This window comes from Marisediminitalea oceani (assembly GCF_003731635.1).
Lineage (GTDB): Bacteria > Pseudomonadota > Gammaproteobacteria > Enterobacterales > Alteromonadaceae > Alteromonas > Alteromonas oceani.
The window spans coordinates 130,062-148,182 of sequence record NZ_RCUA01000065.1; the positions used below are offsets into that span (position 1 = coordinate 130,062).

The 18,121-nt window shown below is 49.9% G+C and carries 11 protein-coding genes; 7 read left to right on the plus strand and 4 right to left on the minus strand.

The window, feature by feature from the left end:
- The first annotated feature begins 150 nt into the window (after positions 1-150).
- The 4 genes from D9T21_RS16710 to D9T21_RS16725 all read left to right on the plus strand — a co-directional run bounded on the left by D9T21_RS16710 (position 151) and on the right by D9T21_RS16725 (position 5,375).
- Positions 151-402 (plus strand): hypothetical protein, encoded by a 252-nt coding sequence (locus tag D9T21_RS16710; RefSeq protein WP_123326177.1) that lies wholly within the window; start codon positions 151-153, stop codon positions 400-402.
- A 239-nt stretch (positions 403-641) separates the two neighbouring features.
- Complete coding sequence (locus D9T21_RS16715; protein ID WP_123326179.1) at positions 642-2,321, plus strand: methyl-accepting chemotaxis protein; 1,680 nt, start codon at positions 642-644, stop codon at positions 2,319-2,321.
- Between the two features lie 136 nt (positions 2,322-2,457).
- The gene (locus D9T21_RS16720) at positions 2,458-4,347 is read left to right on the plus strand and encodes a M1 family metallopeptidase (RefSeq protein ID WP_123326181.1); all 1,890 of its coding nucleotides are present in this window, start codon (positions 2,458-2,460) and stop codon (positions 4,345-4,347) included.
- 125 nt (positions 4,348-4,472) lie between these two features.
- Complete coding sequence (locus D9T21_RS16725) at positions 4,473-5,375, plus strand: alpha/beta hydrolase (protein ID WP_123326182.1); 903 nt, start codon at positions 4,473-4,475, stop codon at positions 5,373-5,375.
- A 63-nt stretch (positions 5,376-5,438) separates the two neighbouring features.
- Here the strand turns inward: D9T21_RS16725 and D9T21_RS16730 are convergent, their stop codons facing one another.
- Entirely contained in the window at positions 5,439-7,715 is a 2,277-nt protein-coding gene (locus D9T21_RS16730; RefSeq protein WP_241155743.1) for a CHRD domain-containing protein, read from the minus strand.
- Positions 7,716-8,160: 445 nt separating this feature from the next.
- On the opposite strand from D9T21_RS16730, the gene D9T21_RS16735 reads away from it, so the two are divergent.
- Positions 8,161-10,701 (plus strand): M1 family metallopeptidase, encoded by a 2,541-nt coding sequence (locus D9T21_RS16735; RefSeq protein ID WP_377907566.1) that lies wholly within the window; start codon positions 8,161-8,163, stop codon positions 10,699-10,701.
- Positions 10,702-10,799: 98 nt separating this feature from the next.
- On the opposite strand, the gene D9T21_RS16740 is transcribed toward D9T21_RS16735, so the two are convergent.
- On the minus strand, positions 10,800-11,042 hold the full coding sequence (locus D9T21_RS16740; RefSeq protein ID WP_123326186.1) for a DUF2798 domain-containing protein: 243 nt from the start codon (positions 11,040-11,042) through the stop codon (positions 10,800-10,802).
- Between the two features lie 109 nt (positions 11,043-11,151).
- On the opposite strand from D9T21_RS16740, the gene D9T21_RS16745 reads away from it, so the two are divergent.
- Entirely contained in the window at positions 11,152-12,042 is an 891-nt protein-coding gene (locus D9T21_RS16745; RefSeq protein ID WP_123326187.1) for a LysR family transcriptional regulator, read from the plus strand.
- Between the two features lie 15 nt (positions 12,043-12,057).
- On the opposite strand, the gene nhaA is transcribed toward D9T21_RS16745, so the two are convergent.
- A complete protein-coding gene (gene nhaA, locus D9T21_RS16750; protein WP_241155744.1) occupies positions 12,058-13,299 on the minus strand; it encodes a Na+/H+ antiporter NhaA in 1,242 nt (413 codons plus the stop codon).
- Between the two features lie 131 nt (positions 13,300-13,430).
- Here nhaA and D9T21_RS16755 point away from each other — a divergent pair, with 131 nt between their 5' ends.
- Complete coding sequence (locus D9T21_RS16755; RefSeq protein ID WP_123326189.1) at positions 13,431-15,683, plus strand: putative bifunctional diguanylate cyclase/phosphodiesterase; 2,253 nt, start codon at positions 13,431-13,433, stop codon at positions 15,681-15,683.
- A 51-nt stretch (positions 15,684-15,734) separates the two neighbouring features.
- On the opposite strand, the gene D9T21_RS16760 is transcribed toward D9T21_RS16755, so the two are convergent.
- Entirely contained in the window at positions 15,735-18,062 is a 2,328-nt protein-coding gene (locus D9T21_RS16760) for an acyl-CoA dehydrogenase (RefSeq protein WP_123326191.1), read from the minus strand.
- Between the last annotated feature and the right edge of the window lie 59 nt (positions 18,063-18,121).

The following is an 18,121-nucleotide window of genomic DNA, read 5'->3' on the forward strand; positions in this document are numbered from 1 at the left end:
ATCAGTTAGCCCTGCTATACTTTAGTTTAGATAAAGCGAGTCGTTGTGCTTTGCCGGTTTACGGAGGCTGGCCTGTTTTATTTTAACCTCATACCATACATTTATTCTTTCGGTTGTCGTATTGCGAAAGACATAGCGACGGAGTTACCTATGACAGTGCATGCAATAAAATCGAAGTTACCTTCGAAGGCCGATCAGGCTCTGATGGTGGAAAAAGGGCATCTTTGGCTTCACTGCTTCAGAACCTGTAAAAGTTGTAAGTCTTTATCGAAGAATTTAACTCAGTATGAGTTCGGTGATGGCAGTTCACTGATCCTCGACTCCAGCGCCGATTTTCCTGCGCCGGTGGCCCCTGAGTTAGTGATCCCCAAACTGCGCTATAGCGGCGTAACCAGCCACTAACGCGTTTAGTTTTAATTTTTATTTCAGGGCATTACGTAAAATGTAATGCCTTGTTTATTTGGCCAGCTAAAAATCTTGTCTTCTTCATTAGGTTTCTAAACGCCTCTCACGGCAACATCTTTATCGCATAAAATTTACACTATAATTACTTCGAATGGTGAATATAGTTGCTATTGGGCAAGGATAGCTCATACTTTAGTTGAGTATATGCGATTAAGTTTATGTATCTGGAGTAGCCCGTGAACCTGTCAATTAAGCAAAAGTTGTTGCTCATTTCCATTGTGCCTGTGCTGATCCTGGGAGGTGTGATGACCTTCTTTTCGGTGTTTCAGGTAAATCAGCAAGCGCAGGACCGACTGATTAGCAGTCGCGAAGTCATGATTAACGATCGCGAGAAAGAAGTAAAAGCCCTGCTCGAAATGGCTGTCAGTCTGGTGCAACCCATTTATGAAAACGGCGGTAGCATAGAGGAAGCGGCAAGCTTACTGCGTCAGTTCCAGTTTGGTGAGTCGGGCTATATATTCGGCTACACCGATGAGGGAATACGGGTATTAAATGGTCAGAGTCCGGATCGGATTGGCGATAGCTTCTGGGATTTGCAGGACAGTAACGGCGTATACCTCGTACGCGAGCTGGTGGCGGCAGGCAAGAAGAATGGCCTTGCTACGGGTAATCACTATGTTACCTACCACTTTCCTAAACCTGGCGAGCGCGACCCTCATCCCAAGTTATCCTATTCAGCATACTTTCCTGACTGGCAATTAATGATTGGTACCGGCTTTTATATCGATGAAGTCGACCGTGAGCTGGCGGTGATAGAAGATGCCGTTTACCGCAGTCGGAATCATCTGGTTACGCTACTTATTGTCAGCTGTATCCTGCTCGGCGCAGTATCCTTTGTGATTGGGTTACTGGTTCGTCGCAGTATTACCCGGCCGCTGGATGAAGTGAATTCGTCAATTAAAAAGCTGGCTCAGGGCAATGGCGATCTTACCCGCAAGGTGGCGGTTGATGATCAGTTTGAAATAGGCACGCTGGCTGACAATGTCAACCAGTTGCTGGCCAATTTGCACGAGATGATGTGCATGATAAGAGACGTGACCAAAGACATTGAACAGGAAACCACGCATCTGGACGGGCGCGCGTCAGACCTTAACGTTATTGCCGAAGAGCAACAAAGTAATACCGATCAGATTGCTACGGCCGTTACCGAACTTTCTCACTCGTCGCAAAATGTCACCCAACATGCTTCTGCTGCGGCAGAGGCAGCGCAGCAAGCTGAGCAGCAAAGTGAACTGGCCGATAAAACAGTGGACGAAACGGTTAGCAGTATGAATCAGCTGGCCGAAGAAATTAGCCGTGCCAGCAGCGTAGTGCAGCGCGTTGGGGGCGATGTAGACGGCATTGTTAATTTGCTGCATGTGATTGAAAACATAGCGGCACAGACCAATCTGCTGGCCCTTAACGCCGCCATCGAGGCGGCTCGTGCCGGCGAGCAGGGACGCGGATTTGCGGTGGTTGCTGATGAAGTGCGTAGCCTGGCCAGCAAGACTCAGGATAGTACCGAGCAAATTCAGGATATGATCCAGCGGCTACAGAGTGGTTCGCAATCGGCGCTGGAAACCATGCAAAGCAGCCTGGATAAGAGTCAGGAGACTCAGCAAAGGGTAGAAGCTACCCGTGAAGCGCTGCTGGCAATAATTACCGCCACCCAGACGATTAATCAAATGAATGCCGAAATTGCTGCGGCTGCTCATGAGCAAAGCGAAGTCTCGGCAGATATCAGCGTGCGGGTGAACGAGGTGAATGAGCATACCGGCCAGCTGGCTCAGGCCTCATCGGATAATAAGCAGGGCTGTAAAATTCTGAATGATAAAACCGATCGGTTGGAAAAGCTGGTGGGTCAGTTCAGGCTCTGACAGACTTCAATAAGCTGGTGCCGGATAAGACATTCGGCGCTGACGCCTGTGTTTGGTCAGTTTGCAGATGCAAGCTGACCGTGATTTCGCTACTATGACATTGACGTAAAATCATCATAATAACAACAGGACGACAATGAAGAATCTCGCTTGGTTACTTACCACCATTCCTTTATTCACCGCTTGTTCACCGGCGCCTGAAACCGATAGTTCAGTGCCCGCGGCCGAAGCAACTGCTGCTGATAACAGCGGTATTCAGGCCGGGGTGGATTACCACTCCTTCTCTAATCCTGCTGAAGTCACCGTGACTCATCTGGATTTGGATCTCACGGCTGACTTTGCTGCCAGCGTATTAAGCGGCAGTGCCACGCTGACGTATCAGAAACAGACTGCTCAGGCAGATACGCTGATAGTGGATACCCGAGACCTTAACATTCAGAGCGTGACCGCCAACGGTGAAACGCTGGATTACCAGCTACAGCCTGCCGATCCGGAGCTGGGCGCAGCACTGGAAATTGACCTGCCTGAGCGGGGTAATAAGGTGACTATCGAATATGCTACCTCGCCACAGGCATCCGGGGTACAGTGGCTTACGCCGTCACAGACAGCCGGCAAAGAGCACCCGTTTTTGTTTACTCAGGCCCAGGCAGTTCACGCCCGTAGCTTTATTCCGTTACAGGACTCGCCACAGGTACGGGTGACTTACAATGCCACCATTCACACGCCCGAGGCACTACTGGCTGTAATGAGCGCAGCCAACGACCCCGACACCGAGCGTGACGGCGAGTACGATTTCACTATGCCGCAGCCGGTACCTTCTTATCTGATTGCACTGGCCATTGGTGATTTACAGTTTAAACCTATGGGGGAGCGCACCGGGGTTTACGCTGAACCGGCATTACTGGACGCCGCGGCAGAAGAATTTGCCGATACCGAAAGTATGCTGGAAGCTACCGAAGAAACCTACGGCCCTTATGGCTGGGACCGCTACGATCTGTTGATACTGCCGCCCTCATTTCCTTTCGGCGGGATGGAAAATCCTCGTCTGTCGTTTATCACGCCAACTGTGATTGCCGGTGATAAAAGTCTGGTATCACTGATTGCCCACGAACTGGCTCACAGCTGGTCAGGGAACACAGTTACCAATGCAACCTGGCGCGACCTGTGGCTGAACGAAGGATTCACCACCTATCTGACCTACCGCATTATGGAAATGATTTATGGCCACGACCGTTACCGTATGGAAGCTGTGTTGGGCTATCAGGATTTGCAGGAAGATATCGCTGCGTTGCCAGCGAATGATCAGATCCTGGCGATTGATTTACGCGGCCGTAATCCGGACGACGTGTTCTCAGATATACCCTATGAAAAAGGTGCACTGTTTTTACGCGAGCTGGAACAAAAGGTCGGGCGTGAAAACTTCGATCAGTTCCTGTTGAATTACTTTAAGCACTTTGCCTTTAAGAGCATCACTACCGATGAGTTTATCGCTTATCTCAACGATACACTGCTAGCCGAGTACCCGGATAAACTCGACAGCGAGCGTATTGATCAGTGGATCTTCAAGCCAGGCATTCCGGCCGATGCGCCAATGCCAACCTCAGATGCTTTCTCGATTGTCGATCAGGCACGTCAGGACTGGTTGTCGGGCGAAAAATCGGCCACCAACATTGATACTGCCCAATGGACCGTTCACCAGTGGCTGTACTTCTTAAATAACATGCCTGAAGAGTTGTCTGATAAGCAACTCGCAGAACTGGATGATGCTTTTGGCCTTACCACCAGCAGCAATAACGAGATAGCTCACAGCTGGCTGATGATTGCCGTGCATAATGAATACCAGCCGGCCTATGACAGACTCTATGACTATCTGGTCTCTATCGGTCGCAACAAACTGGTTAAACCCTTGTACCGTGAATTGTCGAAAACCCCGCAGGGTAAAGCTTTTGCGCAGAAAGCTTTTGCCGAAGCTAAGCCGGGCTATCATCCGCTCACCATTAAAGCCAACGAAGGCTTTGTAAACTAGCCTCTGCTACCGCAAGCGCGAGGCCTCAGCCGCCTCGCGCAATTTCCTACTACACCCGGCCGCCGGCACTGTTTTATTGTTTATTTTATGTTAATTTGTCATACAAAATAACAGAGGAATAAACCGTGAAACTATCTACACTGGTAACCAGCTTGTTGCTGGTTGTGAGTTTTTCTGCGCAATCAGCCATTCGCAAACTCGACCTTGAACTCTATCCGCAAGGCATACCCGGTGCGATTGACACCAGCAATGAGGGGAGGCTTTTTGATGAGCGCTTTAATGACCGTTTTATCACCGCAATAAGTAAGCCTTCACTTACTCTTTACCTCCCTGAAAATAAGTCAGTTGATAAAACGGTTATTATCTGTCCGGGCGGCGGCTATTTTGGCGTGTCTTCCATTAAGGAAGGCCAGGAAGTGGCTGAGCGGTTTGCTGAACACGGTGTCGCGGCGGCGGTTTTATGGTATCGAATGCCCAATCCTGCCAACATGGAGGTACCCTATCAAGGGCCACTACAGGATTTGCAACAGGCCTTTTACCGGCTTCAACAAGGCGGCGAGCAGTGGCAGCTTAACCAGAGTCAGTTTGGCGTGATGGGCTTTTCTGCTGGCGGACATCTGGCAGCAACTGGCGCGACCCATTTTACGCAGCCGGTGATTGACAGTTATGACCCTGAAGTGCTCAGACCCGCTTTCCAAATCCTGATCTATCCGGTGATCAGTATGCAGGCAAATATTACCCATGAGGGCTCACGTAATCTGCTGTTGGGTGAACAGCCCGACGCTGCATTGGTAACCGCTTATTCCAATGAATTACAGGCTACTGAACAAACACCGCCGGCCTACATCGTGCATGCTAACGACGACAGTGTGGTGGTGGTTGATAATGCTCTGGAGTACTACGCTGCCTTGCGGGAGCAAAACGTGGCGGTGCGCATGTTATTGTTGGAAGAGGGGGGACATGGCTTTGGCATGCGCCATCAGGTGGACTGGTTTGCCGGTGTGCTTGATTGGGTAAAAGCCCAATAAAGCGTTTATAAAAAAGGGGCGCTTGTAGCGCCCCTTCGAAGTTATGTTTACTGGCAGGTGAGATTACTGAATCTGACCTCGCAGCTCGCCGTTAGGGTACGCTGGCGTGTGCACATTTACATAATGGCCGCCTGCAGCCAGAACGCCAAAGATAGTAGCATCAAGCATCGCGTTAGCGGGTGCCATCCAGCGGTTTACATCATCACCATCCTGCTCAAGGCCTAACAGCACCGGACCATCAATGCCAGCTGCACCGGTATGAATGTGCGCGGCCGTTGCATCGGCTACGCCACTGGTAACCACCTGCAATTCCAGACTGTAATCATCGGTATTGACCAGCGCATAACCGCTGCCTGTGGCCGTGGTGGTAACCGCGTGGGTTTCCTGATCGCCGCTTAATCCAAATGCGACCATCACAAAGTTGTCGGTAAGGATTTGGCCACGAAGTTCACCGCCGGGGTTAGCCGGTGTATGAACATTCACATAATGACCTCCGGAGGCCAGCACCTCGAAGATCGCCGGCGTCAGCATGGAGTCGTCGGCTGTCATCCACATGCCTGCATCATCAGCAGACTGTTCAAGCGCAACCAGTACGTCACCGTTCATGCCCACACGACCGGTGTGAATATGCGCTGCGGTGGCATCATCCACACCATCGGTGTGAACCACTAAATCCAGGTCATAGGTGAGCGAATTGACCAACGCATAACCGTTACCTGAGGCCATAGTAGTGACCGCCGGGACTTCCTGAGCACCGCTCAAGCCGAAGGTCGCAATGACATATTGAGGCGTAACAATCTGGCCACGAATTTCCCCGTCAGGGAAGGCCGGAGTGTGAACGTTAACGTAATGGCCACCGCCAGCAAGTACGGCCAGAATATCTGCATTAATGGCGGTATCGGCGGGTGTCATCCACATGCCCGGATCGCTCGTTGACTGTTCCAACGCAACCAGTACATCGCCATTTGTACCAATATTACCGGTATGGATATGGGCGCCGGTGGCGTTATCTACGCCGGTGGTGTCGATGACCAGTTCGAGGTCGAAGGTTGAAGTGTTAACCAACGCATAACCATTGCCCATGGCACTGGTTGACGCCACTGGCACCTGTTGATCACCACTCAGGCCGAATGTTGCCAGCGCGAAGTTGCTGGTTAAAATCTGGCCTCTTAACTCGCCGCTGCCGTTAGCCGGAGTATGCACGTTAACGTAATGGCCGCCTGATGCCAGCACCTCAAATGTGGCAGCATCAATAGCAAGATCGTCTGGTGTAACCCATTTACCCATGTCGTCTGCCGATTGCTCGAGCGCCACCAGTACATCACCGTTCATGCCTACCCGGCCAGTGTGAATGTGCGCCGCGGTGGCATCGTCTACACCCTCGGTAACAACGGTTAGCTCTATGGCGTAAGAAGACGTATCAACCAACGCATAGCCACTGCCGTAGGCGGCGGTATCGACTACCGGTACTTCCTGTTCACCAGTTAGTGCAAAGGTGGCGAGGGCAAAGTTATCGGTCAGGATCTGGCCGCGGATTTCACCACTTGGGAACGCATCGGAATGGACATTAACATAGTGACCACCTGATGCCAGAACACCAAAGATTTCTTCGTTAATCATGGTATCTTCCGGCGTCATCCACATGCTGGTATCTTCCATCGATTGCTCAAGGGCCACCAGCACATCACCGTTATTACCAACCCGACCGGTATGGATGTGCGCTGCCGTTGCCTCGACATCTTCTGTGTACACTACCAGGTCCAAATCGTAGGTTGCCGTTGATACCAGCGCATAACCATAGCCATCGGCCAGGGTGGTCACCGCAGGAACTTCCTGCTTACCGTCGAGTATAAAAGTAACCACAGCCATATCGTCGGTCACAATCTGGCCGCGCAGTTCACCGTCCTCGAAAGTGTCGGTATGGACGTTGATGTACCATTCACCTTCCAGTAAGTCAGTGATCAACTCACTGCTGACACTGGTTTCATCCAGGGTGTAGGTACCGGCCGTTGACCCTTCAGTAAATTCAAAGGCCACTTCTCCGTTACGCCCGATGTCACCATCGTGAATGTGAATTGCCTGTACACCTTCCACATTACTTACGTCCACCGACGCACGCATTAAGCCCAACGTTTCGTCAAGCTCAACGGTGGCTGAAGCCATTTGCGCAGACATGTTTGCCGGGACCTGTTGTTTACCGGTTAAGTCAATTTCAATGGTAGTGCTGGCGCTGAAAGTGGGTGGGGGAGGTGGTGTTTCTTCTGTTTTATCGTCATCGTCCATACACGCGGTTAGCAGTGCGGTACAAGCAATGATTGCGAGCCCTCTGTACTTCATCATGATCTCCGTTGCTACAGGTAAATTTACAACCTTTTAACGTTTTATGTACATGTGGGGATCATAGAAAATAATAAAATTTTATTTTAGATGGATAATGCTTTATTAATAATCTTGGCACTAAGAAACTTTTAACAGCTGTACGGGCATTGCTGAGAGTGGACTCTGGAAGCATTGATAGACCATCACAGCACTGCCAGAGTTGCTTCAACGTAGTTGCGCTCGGGAGTGCAGGCGGGGTGGTTAAATATTCAGCAAAACGGTGAACTAACCAGTTATAAGGTTCAGTTTACAGTGAACAACAGTTGGTTACACTTTATCGACTAAATCTTAGTAACAATAAATGTTACTATTTCCCGGTTATTTCAGCTCTAAATAATAAAAAATTCCAATCCCAAACGACAGTGAGGACTCGTTCATGAAAAGACTCTTATCCTGGGTCTCCTGCATGTTCATGCTGGTGGCAAATGTTGCCTCGGCAGAAGATGTGGACTATCGGCTACCTGGCGCCGTTAAGCCAACTTTTCAACAAATTCACCTGAATATCGACCCCGACCAGCCTGACTATTCCGGGGAAACCGTTATCGAGCTTAATATTACTGAGCCGGTAACCAAAGTCGGCTTTTATCAAATGGATATTCAGGTTACTAACGCCGAACTTCGCCAGGGCAACCGAATTTATCCGCTTCGTATTACCGAAGGCGATTACAACATCAACTGGGGCCACAGCTCTGCTACCGTGCCGGTAGGTACTTATGAGCTGGCCATCAGCTTTGAAGGCAAGGTAAATACCTCTTCAGACGGTATGTACCTGTCGAGCTTCGAAGGCCGTAACTACATCTTCACGCAGTTTGAAGACATGCATGCCCGTAAAGCATTTCCGAGCTTTGATGAGCCGGCATTTAAAATTCCTTACCAAATGACCATCACCACACCTGAAAAACAGGTTGTGGCGTCAAATACACCGGTGGAAAAGCGCACGGTAGAAGACGGTATGCAAACCGTTACCTTTATGAAAACCAAGCCTATGCCAACCTATCTGATTGCTTACACGGTAGGCCCGTTCGACAGTGTTGAAATGGAAGGCCTGTCAGTGCCTGGTAAGCTGTATGTGCCTAAAGGTTACGCCGATAAAACCAAATTTATTGTTAAGCACACACCAGAAATTCTCGAATCACTGGAGAACTTCTTCGGGATTGATTACCCGTACCGTAAGCTGGATTTTGTGGCGGTACCTAACTTTACCCACGGCGCCATGGAAAATGCCGGTCTGATCACTTATCGCGACAGCCTTTTATTACTCGAAGACGAGCCGGGTCTGGCGGAGCGTTCTGCACCATTAAATGTGGTCGCTCACGAACTTGCTCACCAATGGTACGGCAATCTGGTCACCATGGCCTGGTGGGATGACTTATGGCTGAACGAAGCTTTTGCCTCGTGGATGGCCAGCTATGTGATGATGGAACTTTATCCGGAACTGAACTTTAAGGATCGCATCATTCAGGAAGGCGCGTTTGGTGCCGATGCCAGCCCAACCGTTAAGCCGGTTAAGAAGATTGTTCGCAGCCAGCCTGATGTCATGGACGGTCTGGGCCTTAACTACTCTAAAGGTGAATCGATCCTGCAAATGATTGAGTCACTGATTGGTACGGAAAACTTCCAGCAAGGCGTTCAGGCGTACATGAAAAAGCATGCCTGGGGCAATACACAGGCCGATGATTTATGGGCAGCGCTGGATGAAGTGTCAGACTTCAACCTGAGCAAAATGATGAAAGCCTACCTTGAACAGCCGGGCTACCCGCTGCTGGACATCGACAGCGACGGCACTATTGCACAAAAACGTTTCCACCTGGCTGGTGCCGACGTGAAAGAGCAAACCTGGGCCGTACCGCTGAACATCAGTTACAAAAAAGACGGCAAGATCCACCGTGAGATTGTTTTTGTCGATAAGAAGTCTACCCGTTTACCACAGCTGGCTGAAGCGGAGTGGGTTTTCCCTAACGATAATGCTACCGGCTATTTCCGCTGGAATATTCCGGCTGCGCAGATGGACAACCTGCTGGCTGATTTGGATGTGCTGAACAACCGTGAAAAGAAAAATGTGCTGTATAACATGCAGGCACTGTTAAACGGTGGTGAAGCAGGTATCGACAGCGTAATGAAAGTACTGAATGCAATGGCCGCGGATGAAGATCCGGTAGTTATTCGTGCATCAGTGGGTACGCTGGCTGGATTCCTGTATCTGGTCAATGATGACAACGAAGCGCAATTTGCCGAGCTGCTCAACGAAAAATACATGCCGCTGCTGGAGAAGCTCACGCTGACTCAGTCAGACGATGATGATGAAAGTGTTATCAGACTGCGTACTCAGTTGTATAGCTTACTGGGCCGTCACAGCGACAACGCAGAGCTGGTTAAGAAAAGCAAAGCGCTGGCTGAGCAGTATCTGGCCGATACCAGCAGTATGCCAAACGGTATAGCCAGAACCGCACTGAGCGTAACAACCATGGGGCCGGATGCTGACCCTGCCTGGTTTGATCGCATTATGAAAGTATTTGCCGACAGCAAATTACCAAACGTGAAAAACACACTGCTGTACTCCATGGGGTATGAAGATCCGGCAATGATCAACAAGCTGCTCGATCTGGCGCTGACCGATAATGTAACGCCGGCCAATACCATTAGCATGCTGGGCAGTGTGAGACGTAATCTGGACGACCAAACGCCTTATTACGCCTGGTTGTCTGATAATGCTGAGGCAGTACTTGAGAAAATGCCTGATTATCACGTATCGCGTATGCCGGAATTTATCGCTACCACCTGTGATGCCGATAACCTGGCACTGGCCATTGAATTCTACGGTCCAATCAAAGACCAGCACGAAGGGATGGCACGTAGCTACGATATAATGATGGATGAGTCTAATCAGTGCCTGCGCCTGAAAGAAACCTATCAGAGCAAATTTGATGCGTTCCTGAACGGACTGTAAAAGCACCTGCAGTTACCAAAAAGCCTCCATCCGGAGGCTTTTTTTTAGGCCTAAAAAGCACCGCGCCAGGCAGTGTTCTCTTTTTGAGGTAAAAGGTTTTATTCTTCCGCCGGCACTTCCTGCATGATCAAACGGCCAACAATGCGTTTTACCATGGGGGCGACAACCATGATGGTAGGGAAGGCAATAGCGAACGTCATCGGCCATGAAACGAGCCAGCGTAACAGCAGATCATCGACCAGGCCGATATTGATAGTGGTGACGACCAGCGACATGATCCCTGACATAAAAAATGCCATAAACAGGGCGAAGACAACAGGGGCAAAGCGAGGATGGATCATATTAATGGGTTCCTGTAGTGATCGGGATTAGTAAAATTACTCACCTGTTAAGTGTAATACGTTACAATAATGGTATAAATGCTTAATTTATTAATCTTAAATTACCAAAATGAAATCATCTCTCGACGATATTGCGCTCTTTGTGCAGGTAGTAAAGCACGGTAATCTGGCCGGCGCCGCGCGCTATGCCGGGTTGCCGCCGGCGACAGTGACGCGCAGATTACAAAAGCTGGAGCATGCGCTGGGTGTAAAGCTACTTCACCGGTCTGCGAGAAAGTGTGTGCTGACCCAGGACGGCGAAGCTTATTTTGATGCTTACGCGGAGTTGGTTGAGCGTTTTGAGGCGGCCCGGCAGCAGTTCAGTGATGAATCACAAAAGCTGGAAGGAAAGTTAAAGGTGCTTGCGCCGGTGAATATTTCCCATGGCATATTAGGGCCGATGTGGACCGCCTTTACCCGGGATTATCCAAAAATAGAACTTGAACTGCACCTGAGCAATCATCCCATGGACATGATAGAAACTCAGGCGGACCTGGCCATCCGTATCGGTAGACAGGATGATTCATCTTTGTATCAGCGTCGTCTGGGTCAGATTGAAAACGTGCTGGTTGCCAGCGAAGACTATATTGCCCGTTACGGCATGCCGGATACTCCCGCTGAGTTATCGGAGCATGAGTTAATAGGCCTGAGTATGCGCCCAAAATGGCAACTGCATAACGAAACGAACGGCCAGACATTTACCCTCTATCCGCGATGTCGGGCTCAGGTAAATGATCCATTAATGGTGAAGTATTTCGTTCGCGATGCCCAGGGCATAGCCCTGGCGCCGCTCACCGAAGTGAAAGATGAACTGGCCGGCGGTGAACTCATAAGAGTATTGCCGGAGTGGGGCGGAGAGGTCAGGGATATTTTTTTGCTCTGGCCGGGCGGCAAGCTGCTGAGTCAACGGGCAAAATGTTTAAGAGATTATGTTTACCAGTATGTTCAGCAGCACTTTTAAGTCGGTTCGGAACAGTTATTTAGCCTGATCCGGGCTTTGCTCTACCGTGGGTAATTCTTCTTCGGTGGGGTGCACGGGCTTGCCGACAATGTAAAGCACTATAAAGCCCACCACAGCAGAGACTGCCGAGCCAGCAAGAATGCCCACCCGTTCATCAAAGATCTGATTGATACCGGTTTCCTGAAATGCCAGTCCGCCAATAAACAAACTCATGGTAAAGCCAACGCCACACAGCAGTGAACAGCCATAAATATGTTTAAAGTTAAGATCAGACGGCAGAGACGCCAAACCGAGTTTGACAATCAGCCAGCAAAAAGCAAACACACCCACTTGTTTACCAACTACCAGACCTAAGAATATTCCCCAGGTGACCGGGTGGAAAATACCTTCGGGAGAAATATTACTGAAGTTGATACCCGCGTTAGCGAAGGCAAAAATGGGAATAATCGCAAAGCTTACCGCGGAATTCAGCTCATGTTCCAGGCGCACCACCGGTGAATTATCCGGGTTACTTTTTTCCCGCATGGGGATAAAGGCTGCCAGTAACACACCTGCCAGTGTGGCATGCACACCGGATTTCAACAAAGCCACCCAGAGGACTACCCCAACGATAATATAGCCAGGTAAGTCCACCACGTTACGCTTGTTCATTACCCATAAAATCAAAAAGCACACCGCGGCAATCATTAGAGCCACTTCAGTGATGTTCTCGGTATAAAACAATGCAATGATTACGATAGCGCCGATATCATCAATGATCGCCAGGGTAACCAGAAATACCTTGAGGCTGGCAGGCACTCGTTTACCCAGCAACGCCATTACCCCCAGGGCAAAAGCAATATCGGTAGCGGCGGGAATAGCCCAGCCAGACATAGCAGCGGGGTTACCCCAGTTAATTCCAACATAAATCAGCGCCGGAATGATCATGCCACCTATCGCACCACTGGCAGGAAGTACAATATTTTTGGGGTTAGCCAGTTCACCCTCGCAAACTTCGCGCTTGAGTTCCAGCCCGACATGGAAGAAAAACACGGCCATCAGACCATCGTTAATCCACAGCAACAGAGGTTTATCGATTCTGAAATCACCGGCGGCAATGATCACTGGCATGGAAACCAGTTTGTCGTAGTAGAGGTCGAGCGGGGTATTGGCTACCACTAATGCCAGCGCTGTAGCAATCATCAGCAGAATGCCGGCTGAGGACTCACGCTTAAGAAAATTTTCTACGACTTCGGTAATTTCATTTATCTTTTCCACACATGCTCCTGCTTTGCTAAATCAATAAGTTATTACGCTCCTTTGCTAAAGATAGATTACTCCACAGAAGATGAAAGTTTAAACATTAATCAAAGGTCTATAAAGCAAAGGACTGGAAGGAAACTGCTGATATGCACAATAACAAACTCGTATCGCGAACACGACAGGTTTACCTGGCGATTGTGTTACTCGGAGTATTGCTGGCCGTTGGCGTATATGGACTGGCCGCCAGCGTGCAGAGTAAAGCGCGTCAATATATGGAAACCGATCTGGCTATTTTTAGTCAGGTTCAGCAAATAGGCATGTTACTCAGTGAGCAGGAACGCTTGCTGTATGAGTACTACGCCACCGAAGAATCTTCTTTGTACGAAGAGGGGTACTTAGAAAACTTTAATCAGCTTAATAGTATCCTCAATGAAATGGCCGGCGCTGGTCGCTTTACCGCAACTATAACTGACGTCTCTACCCATCTGAAAGCGGCTTCAGAGGTGGCAGCAGCTCTGCATACAAACCTGATGTCACCGCAAACCCAATGGAATTTGTCGCGTTCCCAGCTTGAGCAAATTAGTCAGCATCGCCGTGCCGTGCTCCCCTTACTCAAAGAAATAGAAATGGCCACCAACCGGTCGGTGAACAATGGCTATCTGTCTATCATTCAGCTACTGGAAATTACCGTATGGGTGGTGGCGTTATTTTCGTTAGGTATTGCGGCTATAAGCTTGTATCTGGGCCGCTACGCAGCCCGGTATATCAGCCTAAGTACCGAAAACGAGACGTTGGCACTGTTTCCGAAAAGAAACCCGAATCCGGTGATCAGAATTGATGCGAAAGGCAAACTCTTGTACGCCAATCCGGCAGCGGATGACCTGATAGCCCAACTGTACCCGACAAGTCAGCATTCCATGGCCAGTTTTCCGGCCCCCTTGTCCGAAGCGCTGTCACTGGCCAGCAGTGGTGGGGAACTCTGCGCCCAGACGGTGCTTGAGATCGGGCAGCGTTATTATGCCATTCAGAGTCACTGGATAGCGGAACATAAAACCTATGATTTGCATGTGCGGGATATTACTCAGCGTCACCGTGCTGAGCAGGCTTTGGTGCATCAGGCCTATCATCATCCGGTCACCAGTATTGGTAATCGCAGTTATCTTGAAAAAACCGCCAATCAGTGGATAGCGCAACAGCAAACCTTTAATGCGGTGATGATTGATGTAACGGACTTTAAGCTACTGAGTGAGAATTTCGGCCTGGCAGATGCGCTGGCTTGTGTCTATTCGGTAGGCTATTTTTTACAAAGCAGTGTGCAGCAGTATGCCAGCGTCAACAGCGAGTCGGATGACGTGTGCTTATTTCATGTGGCCGATGCCTGTTTTATGGTGCTGGTAAAAACTCAGGGGCCGGCGCACCGCCTGGCCTCATTACTGAATATGTTACGCACTAAACTGGCCGATAGTATCGATACTCCTATAGGGGCAATGCGCTTCCATGTGACTTTTGGGGTAAGTGACTATCCGGTGCACAGTGTGGACTACAACACGCTGTTGCTGCATACCAATATCGCGGTGGAAATCGCCCTGAAAAATAATCAGGCAGTGCACTACTTTAATGCCGATGACGGCGCTTACCATCAGCGCAGACTGACCATTACCCGCCGCCTTGAGCAGGCGTTAGAACATGATGAACTGACTCTTTACTATCAGCCCAAGCAACAGCTGAGCGATGGCAAAGTGCAAAGTTGCGAATGTCTGTTGCGTTGGATTGATAACGGCGAATTTATCTCGCCTGGTGAATTTATTCCCATTGCTGAACGCAGTGGCCTAATTCTGGTGCTTGGGGAATGGGTTCTCGACAGTGCGTTTAATCAGGCCAGAGCGTGGTATGAAGAAGGCCGTCAGGTACAAATTGCGATAAATATTTCTGCCCGCCAGTTTTTACAACCGGGTTTTGCTGAGTCGATAGCGCGTCGCTTGCGTGAATACGATATTCCGGCTTCGTTAATTGAGCTTGAGCTCACCGAAACATCCATTATGGACAATCACCAACTGGCCAGTGCCGTGCTGGTGGAATTGCGAGCATTGGGCGTGAGTCTGTCGATTGATGATTTTGGTACCGGTTATTCGTCGCTCGCTTACCTGAGCGCTTTTCCGGTGGACAAAGTCAAAATTGACCGCTCTTTCGTTAGCCAGATGGTGGATGCGCCTAAACAGCAGGCGATAGTGTTAACCATTTGTCAGCTGGCGCATAACCTTGGCCTTAAAGTGATTGCCGAGGGCGTGGAAACCGATGTTCAGCGTGAGCTCTTGCATCAGTATGGTTGTGATTACCTGCAGGGCTATTTATTTGCCCGGCCGGTGCCGGCCAGTGAAGCTGTTACTCTGTTTAACTAAAAACGGCGCCTGTCGGCGCCGTTTGAAACTCACGTGTTAATGCTTAATACCTCAGGCAGCATCACTCACTTTCACGTCATCCCCTTTACCCTGGGCAAGACCAAGGTCAAAGTCGAATTCGTCAACGTTAACGACCTGTTTACGCAACTCGTCTGCGGCTGCGATCTGCTCGGCCTCGGCCTGGGTAATTACCTGCTCAGCCAGCGCTTTCTCGCGTAACTGGAAGATACTGCCTTTGCGCGGCAGGGTCTTAGCCTGTTGCGCGGCTTTGACTTTGGCTGCTAACGGCGCGAGCGCGTCGATGGCATCCATAGCCTGGTTCAGCACGGCAACGGCATCATCTTCATTTTTACCCACATAACACATGGGAGTAATAGCATCGCGCAGTGATTTATCCTGACACAGGTTAAGCGCCAATTGCGTTTTCAGCTTATCCTTAGGTGGATTGTAAGCACTGCCCCACGGGAAAATCAGGCGCTGTATCAACGCACCAACTACGGGGTTGGAGATATGGCGGCAGTAACCTTTGAGCGCAATCTCACAGTTACACAGAGACTGCTGAATAAGGTAATCAACAATCGGTTGCTCTTTAGGGTTCGCACCACGGCTGTAAAAGTGTTTGAGTACCGCTGAAGACAGATACAGTTCACTTAATACATCACCTAACCGGGCTGATAACATCTCACGGCGTTTAAGTTCACCACCTAGCATCAGCATGGCAATATCAGAACAGATCGCAAGGGCTTTACTCATGCGCTGAATTTGCTGGGTGTGGCGTTTGTTGGCATCGTCTTTGGGGGCCGAGGCAAAGCGTGCGCCGGTTAAACCATGGCCAAAAGCTGCGAAAGCATTACCCAGTGCAAACTTGATATGTTTGTACAGTAACGGCTCAAACTGCGCCAGTCCGGTTTTAAAGTCAGGCTCGGCGGCAGCCACCATCTCGTCGAATACATAGGGATGACAGCGAGTCGCACCCTGGCCAAATATCATCAGGTTTCGGGTCAGGATATTGGCCCCTTCGACCGTGATAGAAACCGGCATGGCCATATACAGCGAGGCCAGATAATTGTTCGGGCCCATCTGAATACCCTTACCACCGTGAATATCCATGGCGATATTAATACTCTGGCGGGCAACTTCCGTCATGTGAAATTTCGCAATGGCCGTCACTACCGCGGGTTTCTGGCCTAAGTCGATTGCGCCTGCGGTCAGGTGACGTACCGCTTCGGCCTGATAAGCATTGGCGGAGAGCTGAGCCAGGCCTTCCTGAACCCCTTCAAACTCGTAAAGTGAGCAACCAAATTGCTGGCGAATGCTGGCATAAATGGCCGTGGTCTGTGCGCTGAGCTGAGCATTACCGGTAGACAAGGCTGGCAACGAAATGCCGCGGCCGGCTGATAAACATTCCATCAGCATGCGCCAGCCTTTGCCCGCATAATCCGGTCCGCCGATAATCCAGTCAATCGGAATAAATACGTCTTTACCGCGGGTAGTACCGTTCATAAACGCCTGCTCAAGCGGTAAATGACGGTTGCCCACTTCTACACCCGGATGGCTGGTGGGAATAAGCGCACAGGTAATACCAATGCTTTCCTTTTCACCTAACAGTTTATCCGGATCGTAGAGTTTAAACGCCAGTCCTAAAACGGTGGCTACCGGGGCAAGGGTAATATAGCGCTTATCCCAATTAAGGCGGATCCCGAGGGTTTCCTTACCGTCGTACTCGCCCATAGTGACTACGCCTGTATCTGGAATGCCGCCCGCATCAGAGCCGGCCTCGGGGCCGGTTAACGCAAAACAGGGAATATCCGTACCATCAGCCAGACGGGGGAGCCAGTAATCTTTCTGTTGCTGCGTACCATAGTGGCTTAGCAATTCACCGGGGCCCAATGAGTTAGGCACCATAACGGTCACGCCGGCACTTACTGAACGGCTGGCAATTTTCGATACGATGGTTGAATTAGCCAGCGCAGAGAAAGCTTTGCCGCCATACTCTTTAGGTATGATCATAGCGAAAAAGCCTTTTTCCCGCATATAACGCCAGGCATCTTCGCTGAAGTCTTTGTCTTTGTGGATCACGTCGAAATCATCAATCATGCCCATCAGTTCATTCACTTCATTATCTAAAAACGACTGCTCTTCATCGGTTAACTGAGGCAATGACATGGAATACAGGCGCTCCCAGTCGGGTTTACCGGAAAATAAATCGCCTTCTACCCACACTGAGCCGGCTTCCATGGCTTCCCGCTCGGTTTGACTTAGCGGTGGTAATACCTTCTTGAAAAGTTTAAATGCGGGGCCGGTGACCCACTGTTGACGCAATGATTTAACCTGAAACAGGACGAAAATCAGTGCCGCGACCATAATCCAAAAGAGCATAATGTATCCCCTGAGTTTATTTATGAGGCAAATCCCGATTTAAACACATGAATTAAACG

What these genes read in the sequence shown, in the direction of transcription:
- D9T21_RS16710 (WP_123326177.1), top strand. Translation starts at nt 151, where the DNA reads ATGACAGTGCATGCAATAAAATCGAAGTTACCTTCGAAGGCCGATCAG.
- D9T21_RS16720 (WP_123326181.1), top strand. Translation starts at nt 2,458, where the DNA reads ATGAAGAATCTCGCTTGGTTACTTACCACCATTCCTTTATTCACCGCT.
- D9T21_RS16730 (WP_241155743.1), bottom strand. Translation starts at nt 7,715, where the DNA reads ATGATGAAGTACAGAGGGCTCGCAATCATTGCTTGTACCGCACTGCTA.
- D9T21_RS16735 (WP_377907566.1), top strand. Translation starts at nt 8,161, where the DNA reads ATGTTCATGCTGGTGGCAAATGTTGCCTCGGCAGAAGATGTGGACTAT.
- D9T21_RS16740 (WP_123326186.1), bottom strand. Translation starts at nt 11,042, where the DNA reads ATGATCCATCCTCGCTTTGCCCCTGTTGTCTTCGCCCTGTTTATGGCA.
- D9T21_RS16745 (WP_123326187.1), top strand. Translation starts at nt 11,152, where the DNA reads ATGAAATCATCTCTCGACGATATTGCGCTCTTTGTGCAGGTAGTAAAG.
- D9T21_RS16755 (WP_123326189.1), top strand. Translation starts at nt 13,431, where the DNA reads ATGCACAATAACAAACTCGTATCGCGAACACGACAGGTTTACCTGGCG.
- D9T21_RS16760 (WP_123326191.1), bottom strand. Translation starts at nt 18,062, where the DNA reads ATGCTCTTTTGGATTATGGTCGCGGCACTGATTTTCGTCCTGTTTCAG.